This window comes from Burkholderia sp. Ac-20345, assembly GCF_017104825.1.
Lineage (GTDB): Bacteria > Pseudomonadota > Gammaproteobacteria > Burkholderiales > Burkholderiaceae > Burkholderia > Burkholderia lata_B.
In genome coordinates, this window is sequence record NZ_JAAGPO010000018.1 from 1 (window position 1) to 17,061 (window position 17,061).

A 17,061-nucleotide genomic window follows, 5' to 3' on the forward strand; every position below is an offset into this window, starting at 1 on the left:
TCAGCAGGATCCCGCGCGCGCCGGTCGCGCGCAGCGCGTCCGCCACCGCGCGCGCGTAGGCCGCGTGATCGACGCGTGTCGAACCGGCCGTGAACACGACCGGGGGTTCACCGGCCGCGAGATACGCATCGAGTGCCACATCTTCATCGGGTGTCGCAATATCGTTGAACAACGGAAAGCCGCTTTGCAGGTGATTCGACGGCCAGTCCGGCTGCGGCGGCGCGAACCAGCCGGGAAACAGGCACAGCACGCCGTCGGTCGAATGCAGCCAGCGGCCCAGCACGCGCCGCGCGGGCGCGAGCCCGAGCTCGCGGCGCACCGCGTTGAGCGCGGGGCCGCACGCGCGATCGAGCACCTGGCGCTCGATCAGCGTCATCAGCGCCGCCTTCACGGTCAACGGCCAGCGCGCGGGAATCGTCAGGCGCGGGTGCGTCGGCGGCGCATGCGCGGACAGCAGCGTCGACGGCGACACCTGCACCGACACGTACGGCGTGCCGTGCAGTTCCTGCATGAAGCGCGCGGAAAACGCCCACAGCGTGCCGACGAGCACCGTATCGCCGTCGGTCAGCGCACGCAGCGCGTCGTAATGCGGGCGCAGCGTCGGCACGATCACCTGCCACAGCGTGCGGAACGACGTGCGCGAATCCCACAGCGCGGGGTTCGCCATCGCGGCCTCGTATTCGGCTGCGGTGCCGATCGGCACGAAGGCGAACCCGCAACGCCGCACGGCCGCCTCGAACGGCGCGTGCGTGCAGAACACGACGTCGTGGCCGCGCGCCGCGAGCGTGCGCGCGACGCCGAGCAGCGGATGCACGTCGCCCGCCGAGCCGATCGCGGTCACGATCATCTTCGCCATCGCGCGCCTCGCGGGGTTCAGTAGAAGCCGGGAATCAGCGCCGCGACCTCGCGGCGATACTGCGCGTACGCCGGCCCGAAATACCCGGTCAGCCAGCTCTCCTCGACGCGCACCTTGTACGCGAGCGACGCGAACACGAGCAGCACGCCGATCGCGCCGCGCCATTCGCCGCCGATCAGCGCGGCACCGACGAGCGCGATCAGGCAGCCCGTATAGATCGGGTGACGCACGAGCGCATACGGCCCCGTGCGGACGAGTTCATGGTCTTCCTTCAGCGTGACCGACACGCTCCAGTTCGTGCCGAGGTGCAGCCGCGCCCACACCGAGAACAGCAGGCCGGCCACCAGCACCGCGAGCCCGCACTGCGCCTGCAGGCCGAAGCGCTGCCAGTCCGGCACGAACGCTTGCCACGACGGATCGGGCAGGATGATCAGCGCGCCGCCGACGATCAGCGGAATCGACTGCAGCGTGCGCGAGCGCGACGCTTCCTTGCGCACGGTCGTCTTCACGCCTTGTGAAGTGGCGATCCAGTAGGCGAGCCACGCGGCCCACGGAACGACGATGGCGATGGTCTGAACGATATTCACGGCTGGCCTGCCTCGTTGGGATGGGAATTCGGGAGCGCCGCGCGTACCGGACGCACGGCGTGCGGCGTTACGACGACAGCGCGTGCATCGATGCGGGCACGCACGATTGCGCTGCGGCGAGCGCGATGCCGGCGGCGAGCGACGACCCGCCGCAGAAAAAGTCGAGCAGCGCCGAACGCGTGTATTCGCGCTGCGCACGGCCTTCGATGTCGAGGAAATGGCCGGCATCCGGCACCGTCGCGAACCGCGCGCGCGGCACGTGCGCGCCGAGCTGGCGCACGTCGGCGGGCGTCGTGTACTCGTCACGCTCGCCGTTCAGGAACAGCAGCTCGCAGCCGATGTTCGAGAACTCGCTGAAGTAGCGCTCGGGCTGCAGCGACAGGATCTGGTCGACGTGGAACGCGACCTGGTCCTGCTCGTCGCGCGGCAGGCGCGTGAGATACCGGTAGTTGTACAGCTTCATGATGCGCGGCAGGTAGCGGCCGACGGTGTCGTTCAGCAGCTGCGCAGCCTTCAGGTTCTCGCCGGCCGAGATGTGGTCGCGGGCGCGCGTCACGTAGTCGACCATCGCATCGTTCAGGAACGGCGAGAACGAGCAGATCGCCGCGCGCCGCACGCTCGGGCAGCCGCGTGCGAGCGCGAACAGCGACGCGACGCCGCCCCACGACACCGACACGAGGTACGCCGGCGCGAAGTGCTCGACCAGGTGCTGCAGGATCGCGGCTTCGTCGTCCTTCGTCAGGATGTAGCAGCCCGGGTTGTGCTGGCGCGACTGCCCCGCGTACGGCAGGTCGAAGCAGATCGTGTTCATCCGCTCGCCGAGATACTGGACGGTCTGCCCGAACGACGCGGTCGTCGCGAGTGCGCCGTTGACGAGCATCGCCGTGTCGAACGCCGGGTCGAACACGTTCCGTTCGACGTAGACCTTCAGACCATTCGGCAGCGGAACCACGTGTTTTTCGGTCAGCATCGTCGTTCTCCGGTGGATGCGGCGTCTCGACGTCGCGGCATGCTGCAGGTGCGCAATGACTGCGCCGGTTTTGGCGCGCAATCCGAATCGCGCTGTTGGCCAATGCACCGCGGCAATACCGGCGGTATCGATTCATTCCTCTTAGTGCGGCGCCATACTAATACGGACAATATTACTGACTCAAGTCATTCCAACGATACCCTCTACTCTGTTAGGAAATGCTTCAGTTTCAAATTATTTCGTCATTTTTTATGGTATGCGCAATGCTTTCGAGGGCGATCGCAATCGTTTGCGGAACATCGGCCGATTCCTGTCAATACGATAAATATCCCTGTTAAATCAACATATTGAACCGTTTAATTCGCCCATTTCAAACGGATTTTCGTGAATGAATCGTGACGACGTTTTGCAGGCCGGCTTCCCTGTTTCATCGAATATCACACAGCTCAAAACTCTTTCATTCCGTAATCGCTTCGGCACCTGCAACGATTAACCGGATTGATCACCCGCTTCAGAAAGCGTTTTAAACAAACTCCAGCTTTTTTAATCATCTTTCAATTATTTTTCCGCACCTGCACAACGCGCGATCGGGTGCCCTTCCCGCCTGCCGGACCCGCATCGTCACCGTCAGACCCCGATTTTTTGTTGATTGAACGATCAATAAAAAACCGCTAAGCTCTCGACTTCCATGGACGGCCCGTCCGGGCGAAAGGAGTCGCGATGCCGAAAGTCGGAATGCGGGAGATTCGCCGCGCACAGTTGATCGACGCCACGCTGCGTTCGATCGACGAAGCGGGCCTGCCCGGCACGACGCTCGCATCGGTCGCGCAACGCGCGAACATCTCGACGGGCATCGTCAGCCACTACTTCGGCGACAAGGACGGCCTGCTCGAAGCGACGATGCGGCACGTGCTGCGCGACCTGTGGTCGGCCACCACGCGCCGCCGCACGGCGGCACGCAAGGATCCGCGTTCGCGGCTGCGCGCCATCGTCGCCGCGAACTTCGACGACACGCAGGTCAGCGCGCCCGTGATGAAGACGTGGCTCGCGTTCTGGTCGCAGAGCATGCACGACCCGATGCTCAAGCGCCTGCAGCACGTCAACACGCGGCGCCTCCATTCGAACCTGTGCGCCGAATTCGCGAAGGCGTTGCCGCGCACGCAAGCGCGCGAAGCCGCCAGCGGCCTCGCCGCGCTGATCGACGGCCTGTGGCTGCGCGGCGCACTCGCCGGCGGCCCGATCGACACCCGGGCTGCATTGAAGCTCGCCCACGATTACATCGACCTGCTGCTCGCGTCCGACTGACGCGTCACGCAGTCGCCCTCAAGGAGATCCTCATGTCCGTATTCGGTTTGCAGCGCCTCTACATCGGCGGCGGTTACGTCGACGCCACGAGCGGCAAGACTTTCGACACCTTCGATCCCGCCACCGGCGAACTGCTCGCGCAGGTCCAGCAGGCGAGCGCGGCCGACGTCGATCGTGCAGTCGCGTCCGCACAGGAAGGCCAGCGTGAATGGGCCGCGATGACCGCGATGCAGCGCTCGCGCATCCTGCGCCGCGCGGTCGACCTGCTGCGCGAGCGCAACGACGAGCTCGCGGCGCTGGAAACGCGCGACACGGGCAAGCCGATCGCCGAGACGCTCGCGGTCGACATCGTCACCGGCGCGGACGTGATCGAGTACTACGCGGGCCTCGCCACCGCGATCGAAGGGCTGCAGGTGCCGCTGCGCGCCGAATCGTTCGTCTACACGCGCCGCGAACCGCTCGGCGTGTGCGCGGGCATCGGCGCATGGAACTACCCGATCCAGATCGCGTGCTGGAAGACGGCACCCGCGCTCGCGGCCGGCAACGCGATGGTGTTCAAGCCGAGCGAAGTCACGCCGCTCACCGCGCTGAAGCTCGCGGAAATCTATACGGAAGCCGGCGTGCCGGCCGGCGTGTTCAACGTCGTGCAGGGCGACGGCTCGGTCGGCGCGCTGCTGACGGGCCACCCGGACATCGCGAAGGTGTCATTCACGGGCGGCGTCGAGACCGGCAAGAAGGTGATGTCGCTGGCCGGCGCTTCGTCGCTGAAGGAAGTGACGATGGAGCTCGGCGGCAAGTCGCCGCTGATCGTGTTCGACGATGCAGATCTCGACCGCGCGGCCGACATCGCGGTGACCGCCAACTTCTTCAGCTCGGGCCAGGTCTGCACGAACGGCACGCGCGTGTTCGCGCACCGCTCGATCAAGGATGCGTTTACGCAAAAGGTGCTCGAACGCGTGAAGCGCATCCGCGTCGGCAAGCCGACCGATGCCGACACCAACTTCGGCCCGCTCGTGTCGGCCGCGCAGCTCGACAAGGTGCTCGGCTTCATCGAGAGCGGCAAGGCAGAGGGCGCGAAGCTGCTCGCGGGCGGCACGCGCCTGACCGACGGCCACTTCGGCGGCGGCCAGTACGTCGCGCCGACCGTGTTCGGCGATTGCCGCGACGACATGAAGATCGTCCGCGAGGAAATCTTCGGGCCGGTAATGAGCATCCTCGATTTCGAATCGGAGGACGAAGTGATCGCCCGCGCGAACGATACGCACTACGGCCTCGCGGCCGGCGTCGTGACCGAGAACCTGTCGCGCGCACACCGCACGATCCATCGCCTCGAAGCCGGCATCTGCTGGATCAACACGTGGGGCGAATCGCCGGCCGAGATGCCGGTTGGCGGATACAAGCAATCCGGTGTCGGACGCGAGAACGGCATCACGACGCTCGAGCACTACACTCGAATCAAGTCGGTGCAGGTCGAGCTCGGCCGCTACAACCCGGTGTTTTAAGAATCACGAAAGGAGATTGACCGTCATGACGACACGCGAATACGACTACATCATCTGCGGCGCCGGTTCCGCGGGCAACGTGCTCGCAACGCGCCTGACGGAAGATCCGGACGTGACGGTGCTGCTGCTCGAAGCGGGTGGCCCCGACTACCGCTTCGACTTCCGCACGCAGATGCCGGCCGCCCTCGCCTACCCGCTGCAGGGCCGCCGCTACAACTGGGCGTACGAGACCGACCCCGAGCCGCACATGGACAACCGCCGGATGGAATGCGGCCGCGGCAAGGGACTCGGCGGCTCGTCGCTGATCAACGGGATGTGCTACATCCGCGGCAACGCGCTCGACTACGACAACTGGTCGACGCACAAGGGCCTCGAGAACTGGACGTACCTCGACTGCCTGCCGTACTTCAAGAAAGCCGAGACGCGCGACGTCGGCCCGAACGACTACCACGGCGGCAGCGGCCCCGTGTCGGTCACGACCAGCAAGCCGGGCGTGAACCCGCTGTTCGAGGCGATGGTCGACGCGGGCGTGCAGGCCGGCTATCCGCGCACCGACGACTTGAACGGCTATCAGCAGGAAGGCTTCGGCCCGATGGACCGCACCGTCACGCCGAAGGGCCGTCGCGCAAGCACCGCGCGCGGCTACCTCGACCAGGCGAAGGTGCGGCCGAACCTCGAGATCGTCACGCACGCGCTCGCCGACCGCATCCTGTTCGACGGCAAGCGCGCATCGGGCGTCACGTACCTGCGCGGCACCGAACGCGCGACCGCGCATGCGCGCCGCGAGGTGCTCGTGTGCAGCGGCGCGATCGCGTCGCCGCAACTGCTGCAGCGCTCGGGCGTCGGCCCCGGCGCGTGGCTGAAGGAACTCGACATTCCCGTCGTGCTCGACCTGCCCGGTGTCGGCCAGAACCTGCAGGATCACCTGGAGATGTACATCCAGTACGAGTGCAAGGAGCCGGTCTCGCTGTACCCGGCGCTCAAGTGGTGGAACCAGCCGAAGATCGGCCTCGAATGGATGCTGAACGGCACCGGCCTCGGCGCGAGCAACCACTTCGAGGCGGGCGGTTTCATCCGCACGCGCGACGACGATCTGTGGCCGAACATCCAGTATCACTTCCTGCCGGTGGCGATCAACTACAACGGCTCGAACGCGATCGAGATGCATGGCTTCCAGGCGCACGTCGGCTCGATGCGCTCGCCGAGCCGCGGCCGCGTGAAGCTGCGCTCGCGCGATCCGAACCAGCACCCGAGCATCCTGTTCAACTACATGGCCGAAGCGCTCGACTGGCGCGAGTTCCGCGACGCGATCCGCGCGACGCGCGAGATCATGCGGCAACCCGCGCTCGACCGCTATCGCGGCCGCGAGCTGAATCCGGGCGCCGACTGCAAGTCCGACAAGGAACTCGACACGTTCGTGCGCGCCCGCGCGGAGACCGCGTTCCATCCGTCGTGCTCGTGCAAGATGGGTTACGACGACATGGCCGTGGTCGATGAAGAAGGCCGCGTGCACGGGCTCGAGGGGCTGCGCGTCGTCGATGCGTCGATCATGCCGATCATCACGACCGGCAACCTCAACGCGCCGACGATCATGATCGCCGAGAAGATCGCGGACAAGATTCGCGGGCGCAAGCCGCTTGCGCGCGTGGACGTGCCTTACTTCGTCGCGAACGGGGCGATGGCGCGCAACATCGCGAAGGCTGTGCGGCAGCCGGAAACGGTCTGACGACGGCGGGCGTGCTGCCCGCGCATCAGCGTACTGACGAAACGCCGCCGACAGTGATTGTCGGCGGCGTTTTGCATGTGTTCGTCAGCCGCTGTTCACTTCTCGCTTCAAACGCTCGACGTCCACATGCTGCAGGTAGTTCGTGATGTTCTGCCAGATCGGATGGAACCCGTAGCCGCCGTGCTGCAGTTCATCGAGCGCCTGCTCGCGCGTCCAGCCCTGGTACACCATCCGGTACAGCGCCGACACGAGGCCCGTGCGATCGGCACCGTGCTGGCAGTGGATCAGCACCGGGCCGTCCTGGTCGGCCGTGCGCAGCGCCTTCAGCGCGGTGACCATGTCTTCATCGCGGATGTCCCACGTGTTGATCCGGATGCGCTGCATCTTGATCTGCGTGCCGGCCAGGATGGTGTCGTCCGCGTGAAACGAACGGAAGCTGATGACCTTGCGGATGCCGAGCTTCTGCAGTTCCGGCACGTCCGAGCGCGACAGCTGCGCGCTGCGATACAGGGTCGGCGTGATGCGATGCAGGTTGTTCACATGCGCATCGGTCACGCTCTGCGCCCATTTGATCGGCCGGGCGGGCACCTCGGAGGCCGGGTCCGCGTGGGCCGGCTGCACGAGCCCGGCAAGCGTGACGGCGATCGCGGCAATGACGGCGATTTTCATGTCGGGTCCGGGATCAATAAAACGCGCGCTTGCGCTCGCGGGAAACAATGAACAACACGATCGCGGCGGCGCTCATCGTCCAGTAGTCGGTCGGGGCGATGCCCAGCCAGTGGATGTGCCACGGCACGTTGGCCGGATTGAAGCGGGCCAGGCCGTAAGCCGGATTCAGCACGAACCACAGGAAATCCTCGGTCAGCCAGAACACCATGATGCACGCGATGATGCGGGCTTCGATGCGCCACGACCACCGGCCGTTGAACACGGCCGGCAGGTGAAAGAACAGCGCGACGAACGGGAACACCCATGCGTGGTAGCCCGTCATCGGCCGCCCGCCCCAGAAGATGTCGAGCAGCCAGTGATGCTCGACGCGCCACGTCGGCAGGTTGGCGGCCCAGCCCGCGCTGCCTTCGATCTGGATCTCCACGTTCGCGAAGAAGTACGCGAGCAACACGACCCACGCGACGACGAACACCGTATGTCGCGTCGGCACAAAACGCGCGACACTCATGCAGCCGGCTCCAGGCCCAGCACGCGATCGAGCACGAAGCGGCCGGCGAGCGGCCGCCCGAGCGGCGCGAGACGGCGACGCATGTCGGCGAGACGCTCCGGCGCCTGCAGCAACGCGCGGATCCGGTAGACGAGCGCATCGTCGTCGATCGCCTTCAGCGCGACACCCTGTTCGAGCAGGAAATCCGCATTGCGCTCTTCCTGGCCCGGAATCGGCGAGTTGACGATCATCGGCAGCTGCATCGCGAGACATTCGGACGTCGTCAAACCGCCCGGCTTCGTGATGACGAGATCGGCGCAGGCCATCAGGCGTTCGACCTGCTGCGTGAAGCCCTGCGGAAACAGCCGGCCCGGATGCTGCGCGGCGAGTTCCTGCAACGACGCCAGCATCGCCTTGTTCTTGCCGGCCAGCGCGATCAGCTGGAAGTCGGCATCCATCTCCAGCAGGCGCGCGGCCAGCACGTCGAGCCCGCCAAGGCCCGCCCCGCCGGACATCATCAGGAACGTCGGGCGCGCGGGATCGAGGCCGAATTCGGCCGCGCAGGCCGCGCGATCGAGCGGCTGGCCGAACGCCGGCATGATCGGGATGCCGCTGACGTGCACCGTGTCGGGCGCCATGCCGCGCGCATGCATGCGCCACGCGATCTCGTCGTTGGCCGCGAAATAGCCGCGCATGTTCGGCACGACCCACATGCTGTGCAGGTCGAAATCGGTGACCTGCACCCACACCGGCGTGTCGACGCGCCCCTTGCGGATCTCGCGCGACAGCAGTTCGGCGGGCAGGAAGTGCGTGCAGATGATCGCGTCCGGGCGCTGCCGTTCGATCTCCGCGAGCAGTGCCCGGCAATTGAGCCGCTCGATCGCGCGTCGGACCTTCTGCGACGGCGCGGCGGGATCGACTTCGTCGGTCTTCTGGTACAGGTAGCCCCACAGCGCCGGCTGGCTGCTGACGAGCTTGATATAGAGATCGGTGTACAGCTTGCGGAAGCCGGTGGATACGAAATCCATCACGTCCAGGTGGGTGGCTTCGATGCCGGCCGGATGGTGGTCGGCGAACGCGCGGATCGCTTCGGCCGCGCGGGTATGGCCGGCGCCGGCGCTGACGCTCAGGAGGAGGATCTTCTTGTTTTGCTTTGACATCTGACTGACCGTTTCGATGAAGGTGGTCCGGATGCGGGTTCGCAACGGCGCTCTCACGCGGCGGCTGTTTGCGTCCGGCTTACAACAAGCTTGGCGGATCTTTGGCGGTGCGGGCGAGCGGTTATATCGAAGCGATCGCCGGCAACGTCTGCGGAATCATACTGCGTTCGGTCGATGGTGCCTGGATCGGGGGGATGCAGGCGGTCAGGAAGGAAAGATAGATGGCGTGGACGGCGCGGCGCGCAGCCAGTGTGGACGCCGAGCGCGTCGCCGCCTGACACCCGTTCGCGCGTGCGAACGGGGCCCGGCATTTCGGCTCGAGCGTGGACGCTCGTGCCGGATTCGTTTGGAATTCTTACGTGTTGATTCAGCAACGGCGATGCATCAGCCAGCCTTGTCCCACGTGCTCCCCATATCAGGGTGTTACACCACCCCGCTTGCGCATCCGCTTCCCGCGAACGATCGGATTCCATCGCGACGTCAGGCTCATCGCGCCTTGCAGGCGTTCGAACGCGGCGTCCTCCTGCGGCCCGAAGCGGCTGACCGCTGGCCACGCGAGCACGTGATCGAGCCACGCCTGCCACTCGTCACCATGAAAGCGGCGACCGACTTCCCGCACGGCGTCCGGTGCTGCGATCACGATGCCCGCCAGCAGGTAGTAGGCCCAGAAACTGCCCGCGCCGACGAGTTGATCCAGCCTGCACACGGATAACGCCGCGAGCAGCCCGTCCACCGACGCGAGATCGGCACGATGCGTGCGGATCGCCCGCGCAACGAGGTTGTGCTGACTGCCATACGCGGCAACGGAGGTACCGTCGCCGGCGGCGAGTACGGCCGAGAACGTCACGAGCGCAGCCATCTCGTCGATGCGCGATGCATCGTCGCGCGGCCCGCACAAGCGCAGCACGATCGCATCGATGACGGCGCCGGGCATCACCGACGTTTCTCCACTCGCCGCAGCAACGACGGCCAGCCTGTCTCTCAGGTTCTTCGCAGGCGGCGTGTCGTCCGGCTCGCAATTTTCATGTTCGGTGCGTTCGTCGGCATCGTCCCCGTTGCATTCGACACCACCGGCAATCCGCTCGAGCGCGGCCCAGCCGACATCGGGATCGTCGAATGCGCATGCATCGATCACGCCGTACGCAGTGTCGAACACAGTGCGCGAACCGGGGCAGCTGCGTTCGGCTTCGTCGAGTTGGGCCATCGAAGGCACATGCGAGCATGCACCGAGCGGGTCGGTCAGGTCGCAGGCGCAGACGCCGGCGTCCGACGCGATCCACGGTGCGAGCCGGTGAAGAATTGCTGTCGCTTCTCGGGACAGGCTCGCGCCAGCCCGCATGCGTATCGCGTGTGACGCCATGACGGTCGTGTCGTCGGCGTCACTCGCCTCCGCTGCACACGCGGCAGCGTCGAGTCGTTCGATCAGGTACTGCAGCCACGCGGCCGTGCGCAGCCGGTCAGGCGTCGCGCCGCGGGCATCTCCATACTTTGCTGGATCGGTAAGCATGGGTCTTCCGGGATAGTTCTGGCCAATTGGAATAGTGGTAATTCAGTCGGATCGGATGGCGCGGTATGCCGTGCCGACCCGCAAGACCACGCGCGTCGGATCGCGACACGTGTGGTCGGCCCGCCATCACGCCGATACGCGCAACGACATGGATACGTCGGGAAGACAGATGCCCGCCATACGTGCTGCACAGTCCTCGCACACAGCTGGCGCCTCTCTTCGATCCGCGACGCTTACTGCACGTGGAGCTTCGGCGACGCGATGAGCGTACCGGCCAACCGACAGTCCGGTGTCCATTCGGCGTTGTTGAACGTCAGCGACGAATTCGAATCATTCCAGGCCGCCACGAGCTTGCTCGGACCACAAGGGCCGAGCAGCGTGAAGTTCACCTGCGCATTGTTGATCGAGAGCTGGGTCGCGCTGTCCACCTGCCCCGTCCACGGCGATGTGCTGCTGGCCGTACTGCTGATCAGCGGGCACCAGTTGCCCCCGTTGAACTGCGCCGACGTGATATTGATGACTCCCGCCGGCGTGATCGTTCCGTTGAACGTCACGGAACAGTTGGTATTGATCGTCTTTTTACCGATCGTTGTCATCCCCGTCGCCGAAAACGGCTCACCGTTCGGATTCATCGGCTGGCCGTCCGCGCGCGAAACGGTCACCGCAAAAGCAGGCGCGGCCGAAACCACGGTAAATACCACTGCAGCAGCAAGCGATGCAATCTGACGAATTTTCATCTGTACGGCCCTCTCTCTTGATATGTGGCGGCCTTACACGAGAAACGCGACCGCTCTGCCGAATGAATCCGGCCGCCGCGCCCATGCACGCGACGGCACGAACCCATCGAAACCGCGAATACCCGCCGCACATACCGCACGGCCCTCGCGCGCGGCGGGCATCCGCTTCGATCCGCGATCGCTTACTGCACGTGGAACTTCGGCGACGTCAGAACCGTGCCAGCCACCGTGCAGTCCGGCGTCAGCACGGAGTTGTTGAACGCCAGCGACGAATTCGCATCGCTCCACGTCGTCACGACCTTGCTCGGCCCGCAGGTGCCGAGCAGCGTGACGTTCACCTTCACGTTGTTGATCGACAACTGCGTCGTGCTGTCAGCCTGCCCCGTCCACGGCGACGTGCTGCTCGCGCTGCCGTTGATCAGCGAACACGTCGCGCCACCCGTGAACGTCGTCGACGTGATGTTGACGATGCCGGTCGACGTGATCGTGCCGTTGAAGGTCGCGGTACAGCCTGCGCTGATCGCTCCCTTGCTGAGGTTCGTGAGCCCCGACGCAGAGAACGGCTCGCCGTTCGGATTCATCGGCTGACCGTCGGCCCGCGTAACGGTGACGGCGAAAGCAGGCGCGGCCGAAACCGCGGTGAAAGCCACTGCAGCAACAAGCGATACGATTTTGCGAATGCTCATTTGAACTGCCCCCTCTCTTCACAAATGGCGGCACGCCGCCAGGAACGCGACCTCCCGGCCGGAAGGGTCCGGCCAGCCGGTCGCAGGAAGCCGCCGGTGCGCGTCATGCGCACCGGTCGGCTCAGAACTTGTAGGAAATCCCGACGAACGTGATCAGCGGGTCAGCCTTCAACTTCGTGCGCGTGGTCGCGAGCGTCGAGCCGTCGGCCGCCTTGATCACGAGCGACGAGTAGGTCTTCAGCGGCATGTAGGTCAGCGTCGCCGTTACACCCCAGTGCTTGTCGATCGCATAGCTCGCGCCGACGTTGTAGACCGGCGTGAACGACGACGACGCCTTGCCCTCTACCGAAGTCGCCCCCGGCTTGCCGGCACCGGCCGCGAGCACGCTGCCGAGGTTCTCGTTGATGTCCTTCGCGAAGTTGCCGTTCAGTTCGATGTTGCTGAACCAGCTGTACGCCACGCCGATCCCGACGAACGGGCGGAACCGCGCCGTCGGCGAATTGAAGTAGTACTGCAGAATGATCGTCGGGCTCCACTGCCGAGCGTTCTTCACAGCCGGCTGGTTCGCCGGATCGTCCATGTTGACGCTGCCGAGCGCACCGGCCGGGCCGGGCGGCCGGATCGTGCCGTGCCCTGTCAGCGTGAACTCGGGTGGCACGCCGAGCACCGACGTGACCGCGATGTGGTCGGTGAAGAAGTGCGTGAGCGTGAGGCCGACGGTATCGGCGTTGTTGACCGTCAGGCTCGTGCCCGGCGACGTGAACGACCCGGGCAGGCGCAGCGGCCCGTTGATCGGCATGCCGGCAAGATTCGTCGTCAGCCCGTTGGTCGAATCCTGCGGCATGATGTGCAGCCAGCCCAGCGTTGCGACGTTGTCGCCCGCCTGCTGGGCCGATGCGAGCGTCGACACGCCTGCGACGACACCCGCGACAATCAGCTTCTTCATGAAGTCTCCCCTCATTCTGTCCGGGCGCCGCGCACCTGCGCGCGGCGCCACCGTGTCTCCATCCAGGCGTGCGTCACTGCACGAATGCGCCGACCGTGAAGTACGGGTTGCTCGTATCGTTCATGTCGAGGAACCCGAATACGCCGCCGGTGAACACGAACTTGCCGGTCGCCGGCCCCGACGCCGCATCCGCATGCACGGTCGTGACGACACCGGGCACCTTCTGCGTGTAGTCGAGGTTCAGCGCGCGCGTGAGCGCAGCCTGCGACGCATTGAACGGATCGAGCAGCGTGGCCTGCGCGCCGACGAGCGCGGTCGCGCGGTAGTTGAACGAGCTATCCACACCCGTGTACTCGCCGTTCTGCGAGCCGAGCGCGACCGCCGTCTGCGGGCTCAGGAACGAGATGCCCGATTCGTCGTCCGCGCTCGGCGGGCCTTGCGTAAGGTCCGCGTTCGCGGCGCCGGTGCGGATGAAGATCGGCACGAGCTGGTTGCGCAGCTTGCCGACGATCAGGATCCCCTTGCCGGCCTTCGCCGGATCGACCGCCGCGAGTGTCGGCGGAATCTGCGGCAGGTAGTTGAGCGACTGGAATGCCGGCGCATCGGGCCGCAGCGTGAACCGCTGGTTCACGGTCGCGCTCGACGCGAGCGGCTGCCCGCCGTTCTTCTTGCCGAAGTTGTCGGTCTCGACGTAGCTGCCGTCCGCGTTGATCGTCACCTTCTGGTCGAGCGCCACCGGTTGGAAGCTCTGCGACGGCACCTGGTGATAGCCGAGCTGGTTGTACTGGCCGGCGATCTTCGTCAGGTCGGTTTCCAGCGACGAGAAGCTGATGAACGGGTAGTACGGGAACGTCGTCTGCGGAATCTTGCCGACGCCGATCACGCCGTTGAACTGGATCGTCGCGCCGGGAATCGCGCCGCCCAGCACGCCTTCGCCGAGGAACAGCCGCGCGGGCCGGCTCGGATCGAGGCTCGCGTTCTGCATCCGGAACGTGCACTGGTTCAGCTTCACCGTCGGCAGCCCCGTTTCGTCGGCCAGCGTGCCGTCGACCACGTTGGCCGGCGCCGTGTCGCGCGTCGGCTGCACAGTGCCCGTGGTGGTCGGTACCGGCGACGCGAGGTACGTCATCCGGTACGTCATCTTCGTCGTATCGAGCTGCACCTTCACAAGCTCGCCCGACCCCGACCCGCCGATGAACACCGTGTTGTAGTCGATCGTCTGCGGGCACAGCCGGACCACCGGTGCGGGCGGCGGGTCGCCGTCTCCGCCGCATGCTGCCAGCACGGGCGCAAGCGACGCCGCGGCCATCCATTGCTTCAAATTCATAGGAATCCTCTTGAAATTCGATTCGCCGGCGGCGACGCATGCGCCGCCGGTGTTACGTGTTCGATGCAGGGTTACTGGACGAATGCGCCGACTGTGAAGAACGGGTTGACCTGGCTGTTGTTGACGATCATCGCGTAGACGTTGCCGGCCGTCACGATCCAGCCCGTATCGCCCTTCTTGAAAATCGCCACGTTGCCGTTCGCGCCCTTCGCGTTGAAGTTCTGCGTGGCAGTGACCTTGATCTTGCCGGGCGTCGCCTGCGTGTAGTCGAGCCCGAACTGCGAGGTCACCGACGACGTCTGAGGATCGATGAACGCCGCGGTACTGCCCTGGAACAGCGTGGACGTATAGTTCGCAGCCATCGTCGAGACGGCGGTACCGTCGTTGCAACTGCCCGCTACCGAATAGAAGGCGTTATTGGTGAAGGTACCGGGCAGGTCGGGGTGCGGCACGTTCGGGTTGAAGCTCGGCCCCGCCGTCGCCAACTTGTTCCCCTGGCCGCTGGATGTCACGATGCCGCATGCGGATGCACTGGTCGCACCGATAAATCCCCCCTTCAGGGAGTTCGCGGCAATCGCTTTCGTCGACGAAAGCATCGAGATGCCGACTTCGGCATCGGCGACCGATGCGAGCAGATTGACCGTATCGACGTGCGTGTAGCCGACACGAATCACGATCGGCACAAGTACGCCGTTCAGCTTGCCGACGATCATGATGCCTTTCGCCTGACTCGGTGCAATGATCAGCGTCGAACCCTGCCCCGCAATCGGATACCCCGGCGACGCGCCTGGATTGCTCACGAATACATTGTCTGCCGATCCGTCCGCGTTATTGCGTCGCGTCCACGGCGTCCCGGTCGTCTGACACGAGTAGTCGCTGCCCTGCGTGATCGTGCACGAGCCGTCCGCATTGAGCGTCTGATTCCAGTTGACGACGTCGGACTCCCAGCCGACTGTCCCGGTCGGGCTCTGACCATCACCGCCGATCGGCGACAGATGGATGCCTACCTCGTTGTAGTTGCCCGCCACTTTCGTGAAGTCCGTTTCGGTGTCGATGAAGCCGATGAACGGATAGAAATCGAAGGTGCGCGACGGTACGACGCCGAGCGCGACGCCCGGGGCCAGCGGGATACCGGCGAACGCAATCGTCGCCCCAGGAATCCCGCCGCCCACCACGCCGTTGCCGACGAACAGCATCGGCGGGTCCGCACGATTGATCGTCACCGAATACGCGCCGTCGCTCGTCGCGCCGCTGTCGAGCACGAATGCGCAGCGGTTCTGCTCGGCGGTCGGGAGCGTGGTCGGATGATGGAATGCGCCGCTGATCGTCAGGCCCGCGCGGGTATTGTTGACTTGCCCTGCCGACGTCGGCACCGACGATTCGAGGAATTGCATCTGATAGGTGAGCTTCGTCGTGTCGAACTTCACCTTCACGTACTCGCCGCTACCCGAACCGCCCGTATACGTCGTCGTGTAATCGAGCGCGTCCGGACACAGCTTCGTCACGACCGGCGGCGTCGTTTCAGAGCCGCTCGGCCCGCATGCGCTGCCCGAGCACTGCGGCACGTTGATCGGCCCCGGATCGTCACCGCCACCGCAACCGGCGACGAACGGCAAAGCGACTACCGCGCACGACAGAATCGCCTTCCGCCATTCAGGAATGCAAATCATCAACCCCTCCTTTTGAGGTACGACAAGTCTCGTCCGGACAGGCTGCATGGCCCGCCGGTTGGTATCGCGCCGCGGCGCGAACGCGCGGCGCATGACAGTGCTCGCTGGGCGAGCCGCGATGCCGGTCAGGCAAATGCGGCACACGCCGCAGCGGCAGGCAAGCGCTCTCCCGCGGGGCCGTCATGCGGCACGGCGCCGTGAGAACGATCGAAACGGGAAGTGGTTCGCCGCTACACGGCGATAGGACAACGCAGGTACGCGATCTGCATCGCGCCTGCATTCAGCGAAAAAACGGGAAACGGCAGTCCGACTGGCCCCGCGGAAAGGCGTCTCATGTATGGGTCTCCATCCGTACGCTTGATTCGTTATCGTGATGCGTCGTTTGTGGAGACTATGATCGGACGATACCCACAAGTAAATGGATACAGAGTTCCAAACGACCGAAACCGCGCGATCCTAGCGTTTACACGGTATTTGACAGATTTTCAAACAGCCTTCATTTTATTTGCTCAGACAAATACCCGGGCTGTGTAACACGCGTTTGAACGGCGACCGCCAACCCGCGCCGAGCCAAGCCAGCCGGGCCTGGCCGCTCGCCCGCATGCTGCGGCGCAACCTTACACGTCGATGATCGCGAGCGTGCCGTGGCTGCCCGGCAGCACCGCGTGAGGCGTGCCGGCAAGCGCGAGGTACATCTGCCCGGCCTCGACCACGACCGTCTCGCCCCCGACCTCGAGCATCATCCGGCCGTCGAGTACCAGCAGCCCCTCGTTGTAATCGTGCACTTCCGCTTCGTAAGCCTGCGCATCCATACGCAGCACCTTGATCCTGGCCGGCCCCACCTCGCCGACGATCGTGGATTTCCACGCGACGGCTTGGGCCGCCGCCACGGATTTGAAATCGATCAAAGACATGCGCTCCGCTCC

At 65.2% G+C, this 17,061-nt stretch carries 16 protein-coding genes; 3 read left to right on the top strand and 13 right to left on the bottom strand.

Annotation, left to right across the window (positions count from 1 at the left end; genetic code table 11):
* The 3 genes from G3O06_RS09660 to G3O06_RS09670 all read right to left on the bottom strand — a co-directional run.
* On the bottom strand, positions 1 to 856 hold an 856-nt coding region (locus G3O06_RS09660; RefSeq protein WP_205815860.1), incomplete at its 3' end, for a glycosyltransferase.
* A 17-nt stretch (positions 857 to 873) separates the two neighbouring features.
* Positions 874 to 1,443: an isoprenylcysteine carboxylmethyltransferase family protein gene (locus tag G3O06_RS09665; RefSeq protein ID WP_205815861.1), complete on the bottom strand. Its 570-nt coding sequence runs from the start codon at positions 1,441 to 1,443 to the stop codon at positions 874 to 876.
* Between the two features lie 67 nt (positions 1,444 to 1,510).
* Positions 1,511 to 2,413: an alpha/beta hydrolase gene (locus G3O06_RS09670; protein WP_174981201.1), complete on the bottom strand. Its 903-nt coding sequence runs from the start codon at positions 2,411 to 2,413 to the stop codon at positions 1,511 to 1,513.
* 720 nt (positions 2,414 to 3,133) lie between these two features.
* Here G3O06_RS09670 and betI point away from each other — a divergent pair.
* Genes betI through betA form a run of 3 tightly spaced genes read left to right on the top strand, consistent with a single transcriptional unit; the run spans position 3,134 to position 6,946 of the window.
* On the top strand, positions 3,134 to 3,718 hold the full coding sequence (gene betI, locus G3O06_RS09675; protein WP_059730775.1) for a transcriptional regulator BetI: 585 nt from the start codon (positions 3,134 to 3,136) through the stop codon (positions 3,716 to 3,718).
* 32 nt (positions 3,719 to 3,750) lie between these two features.
* On the top strand, positions 3,751 to 5,220 hold the full coding sequence (gene betB / locus G3O06_RS09680) for a betaine-aldehyde dehydrogenase (RefSeq protein ID WP_205815862.1): 1,470 nt from the start codon (positions 3,751 to 3,753) through the stop codon (positions 5,218 to 5,220).
* Between the two features lie 25 nt (positions 5,221 to 5,245).
* Complete coding sequence (betA, locus tag G3O06_RS09685) at positions 5,246 to 6,946, top strand: choline dehydrogenase (protein WP_174916989.1); 1,701 nt, start codon at positions 5,246 to 5,248, stop codon at positions 6,944 to 6,946.
* 84 nt (positions 6,947 to 7,030) lie between these two features.
* Here betA and G3O06_RS09690 read toward each other — a convergent pair whose 3' ends face one another.
* The 10 genes from G3O06_RS09690 to G3O06_RS09735 all read right to left on the bottom strand — a co-directional run bounded on the left by G3O06_RS09690 (position 7,031) and on the right by G3O06_RS09735 (position 17,049).
* Positions 7,031 to 7,615, bottom strand: coding sequence for a dual specificity protein phosphatase family protein (locus tag G3O06_RS09690; RefSeq protein WP_205815863.1), 585 nt, complete (start codon positions 7,613 to 7,615; stop codon positions 7,031 to 7,033).
* Positions 7,616 to 7,628: 13 nt separating this feature from the next.
* Positions 7,629 to 8,123, bottom strand: coding sequence for a hypothetical protein (locus G3O06_RS09695; protein ID WP_174916991.1), 495 nt, complete (start codon positions 8,121 to 8,123; stop codon positions 7,629 to 7,631).
* Positions 8,120 to 9,262 carry a glycosyltransferase gene (locus G3O06_RS09700; RefSeq protein ID WP_205815864.1) on the bottom strand — a complete coding sequence of 381 codons (1,143 nt, stop codon included), beginning with the start codon at positions 9,260 to 9,262 and terminating at the stop codon, positions 8,120 to 8,122. Before G3O06_RS09700 ends, G3O06_RS09695 begins: the two co-directional genes overlap by 4 nt.
* Before the next feature lie 415 nt (positions 9,263 to 9,677).
* Positions 9,678 to 10,769 carry a hypothetical protein gene (locus tag G3O06_RS09705; RefSeq protein ID WP_205815865.1) on the bottom strand — a complete coding sequence of 364 codons (1,092 nt, stop codon included), beginning with the start codon at positions 10,767 to 10,769 and terminating at the stop codon, positions 9,678 to 9,680.
* Positions 10,770 to 11,002: 233 nt separating this feature from the next.
* Positions 11,003 to 11,506, bottom strand: a complete 504-nt coding sequence (locus tag G3O06_RS09710) for an activator protein (protein WP_205815866.1) — start codon at positions 11,504 to 11,506, stop codon at positions 11,003 to 11,005.
* 182 nt (positions 11,507 to 11,688) lie between these two features.
* Positions 11,689 to 12,192, bottom strand: coding sequence for an activator protein (locus G3O06_RS09715; RefSeq protein ID WP_205815867.1), 504 nt, complete (start codon positions 12,190 to 12,192; stop codon positions 11,689 to 11,691).
* A 121-nt stretch (positions 12,193 to 12,313) separates the two neighbouring features.
* Entirely contained in the window at positions 12,314 to 13,138 is an 825-nt protein-coding gene (locus G3O06_RS09720) for an OmpW family outer membrane protein (protein ID WP_174916995.1), read from the bottom strand.
* Positions 13,139 to 13,211: 73 nt separating this feature from the next.
* Positions 13,212 to 14,465 carry a DUF2957 domain-containing protein gene (locus G3O06_RS09725; RefSeq protein WP_174981224.1) on the bottom strand — a complete coding sequence of 418 codons (1,254 nt, stop codon included), beginning with the start codon at positions 14,463 to 14,465 and terminating at the stop codon, positions 13,212 to 13,214.
* A gap of 71 nt (positions 14,466 to 14,536) precedes the next feature.
* Positions 14,537 to 16,135, bottom strand: coding sequence for a DUF2957 domain-containing protein (locus tag G3O06_RS09730; protein WP_205815868.1), 1,599 nt, complete (start codon positions 16,133 to 16,135; stop codon positions 14,537 to 14,539).
* Between the two features lie 617 nt (positions 16,136 to 16,752).
* Complete coding sequence (locus G3O06_RS09735; protein ID WP_174969792.1) at positions 16,753 to 17,049, bottom strand: cupin domain-containing protein; 297 nt, start codon at positions 17,047 to 17,049, stop codon at positions 16,753 to 16,755.
* Positions 17,050 to 17,061: the final 12 nt, after the last annotated feature.

Coding starts and splice junctions, on each gene's coding strand:
- G3O06_RS09670 (WP_174981201.1), bottom strand. CDS start 2,413: ATGCTGACCGAAAAACACGTGGTTCCGCTGCCGAATGGTCTGAAGGTC.
- betI (WP_059730775.1), top strand. CDS start 3,134: ATGCCGAAAGTCGGAATGCGGGAGATTCGCCGCGCACAGTTGATCGAC.
- betB (WP_205815862.1), top strand. CDS start 3,751: ATGTCCGTATTCGGTTTGCAGCGCCTCTACATCGGCGGCGGTTACGTC.
- betA (WP_174916989.1), top strand. CDS start 5,246: ATGACGACACGCGAATACGACTACATCATCTGCGGCGCCGGTTCCGCG.
- G3O06_RS09690 (WP_205815863.1), bottom strand. CDS start 7,615: ATGAAAATCGCCGTCATTGCCGCGATCGCCGTCACGCTTGCCGGGCTC.
- G3O06_RS09695 (WP_174916991.1), bottom strand. CDS start 8,123: ATGAGTGTCGCGCGTTTTGTGCCGACGCGACATACGGTGTTCGTCGTC.
- G3O06_RS09700 (WP_205815864.1), bottom strand. CDS start 9,262: ATGTCAAAGCAAAACAAGAAGATCCTCCTCCTGAGCGTCAGCGCCGGC.
- G3O06_RS09705 (WP_205815865.1), bottom strand. CDS start 10,769: ATGCTTACCGATCCAGCAAAGTATGGAGATGCCCGCGGCGCGACGCCT.
- G3O06_RS09710 (WP_205815866.1), bottom strand. CDS start 11,506: ATGAAAATTCGTCAGATTGCATCGCTTGCTGCTGCAGTGGTATTTACC.
- G3O06_RS09715 (WP_205815867.1), bottom strand. CDS start 12,192: ATGAGCATTCGCAAAATCGTATCGCTTGTTGCTGCAGTGGCTTTCACC.
- G3O06_RS09720 (WP_174916995.1), bottom strand. CDS start 13,138: ATGAAGAAGCTGATTGTCGCGGGTGTCGTCGCAGGCGTGTCGACGCTC.
- G3O06_RS09725 (WP_174981224.1), bottom strand. CDS start 14,465: ATGAATTTGAAGCAATGGATGGCCGCGGCGTCGCTTGCGCCCGTGCTG.
- G3O06_RS09730 (WP_205815868.1), bottom strand. CDS start 16,135: ATGATTTGCATTCCTGAATGGCGGAAGGCGATTCTGTCGTGCGCGGTA.
- G3O06_RS09735 (WP_174969792.1), bottom strand. CDS start 17,049: ATGTCTTTGATCGATTTCAAATCCGTGGCGGCGGCCCAAGCCGTCGCG.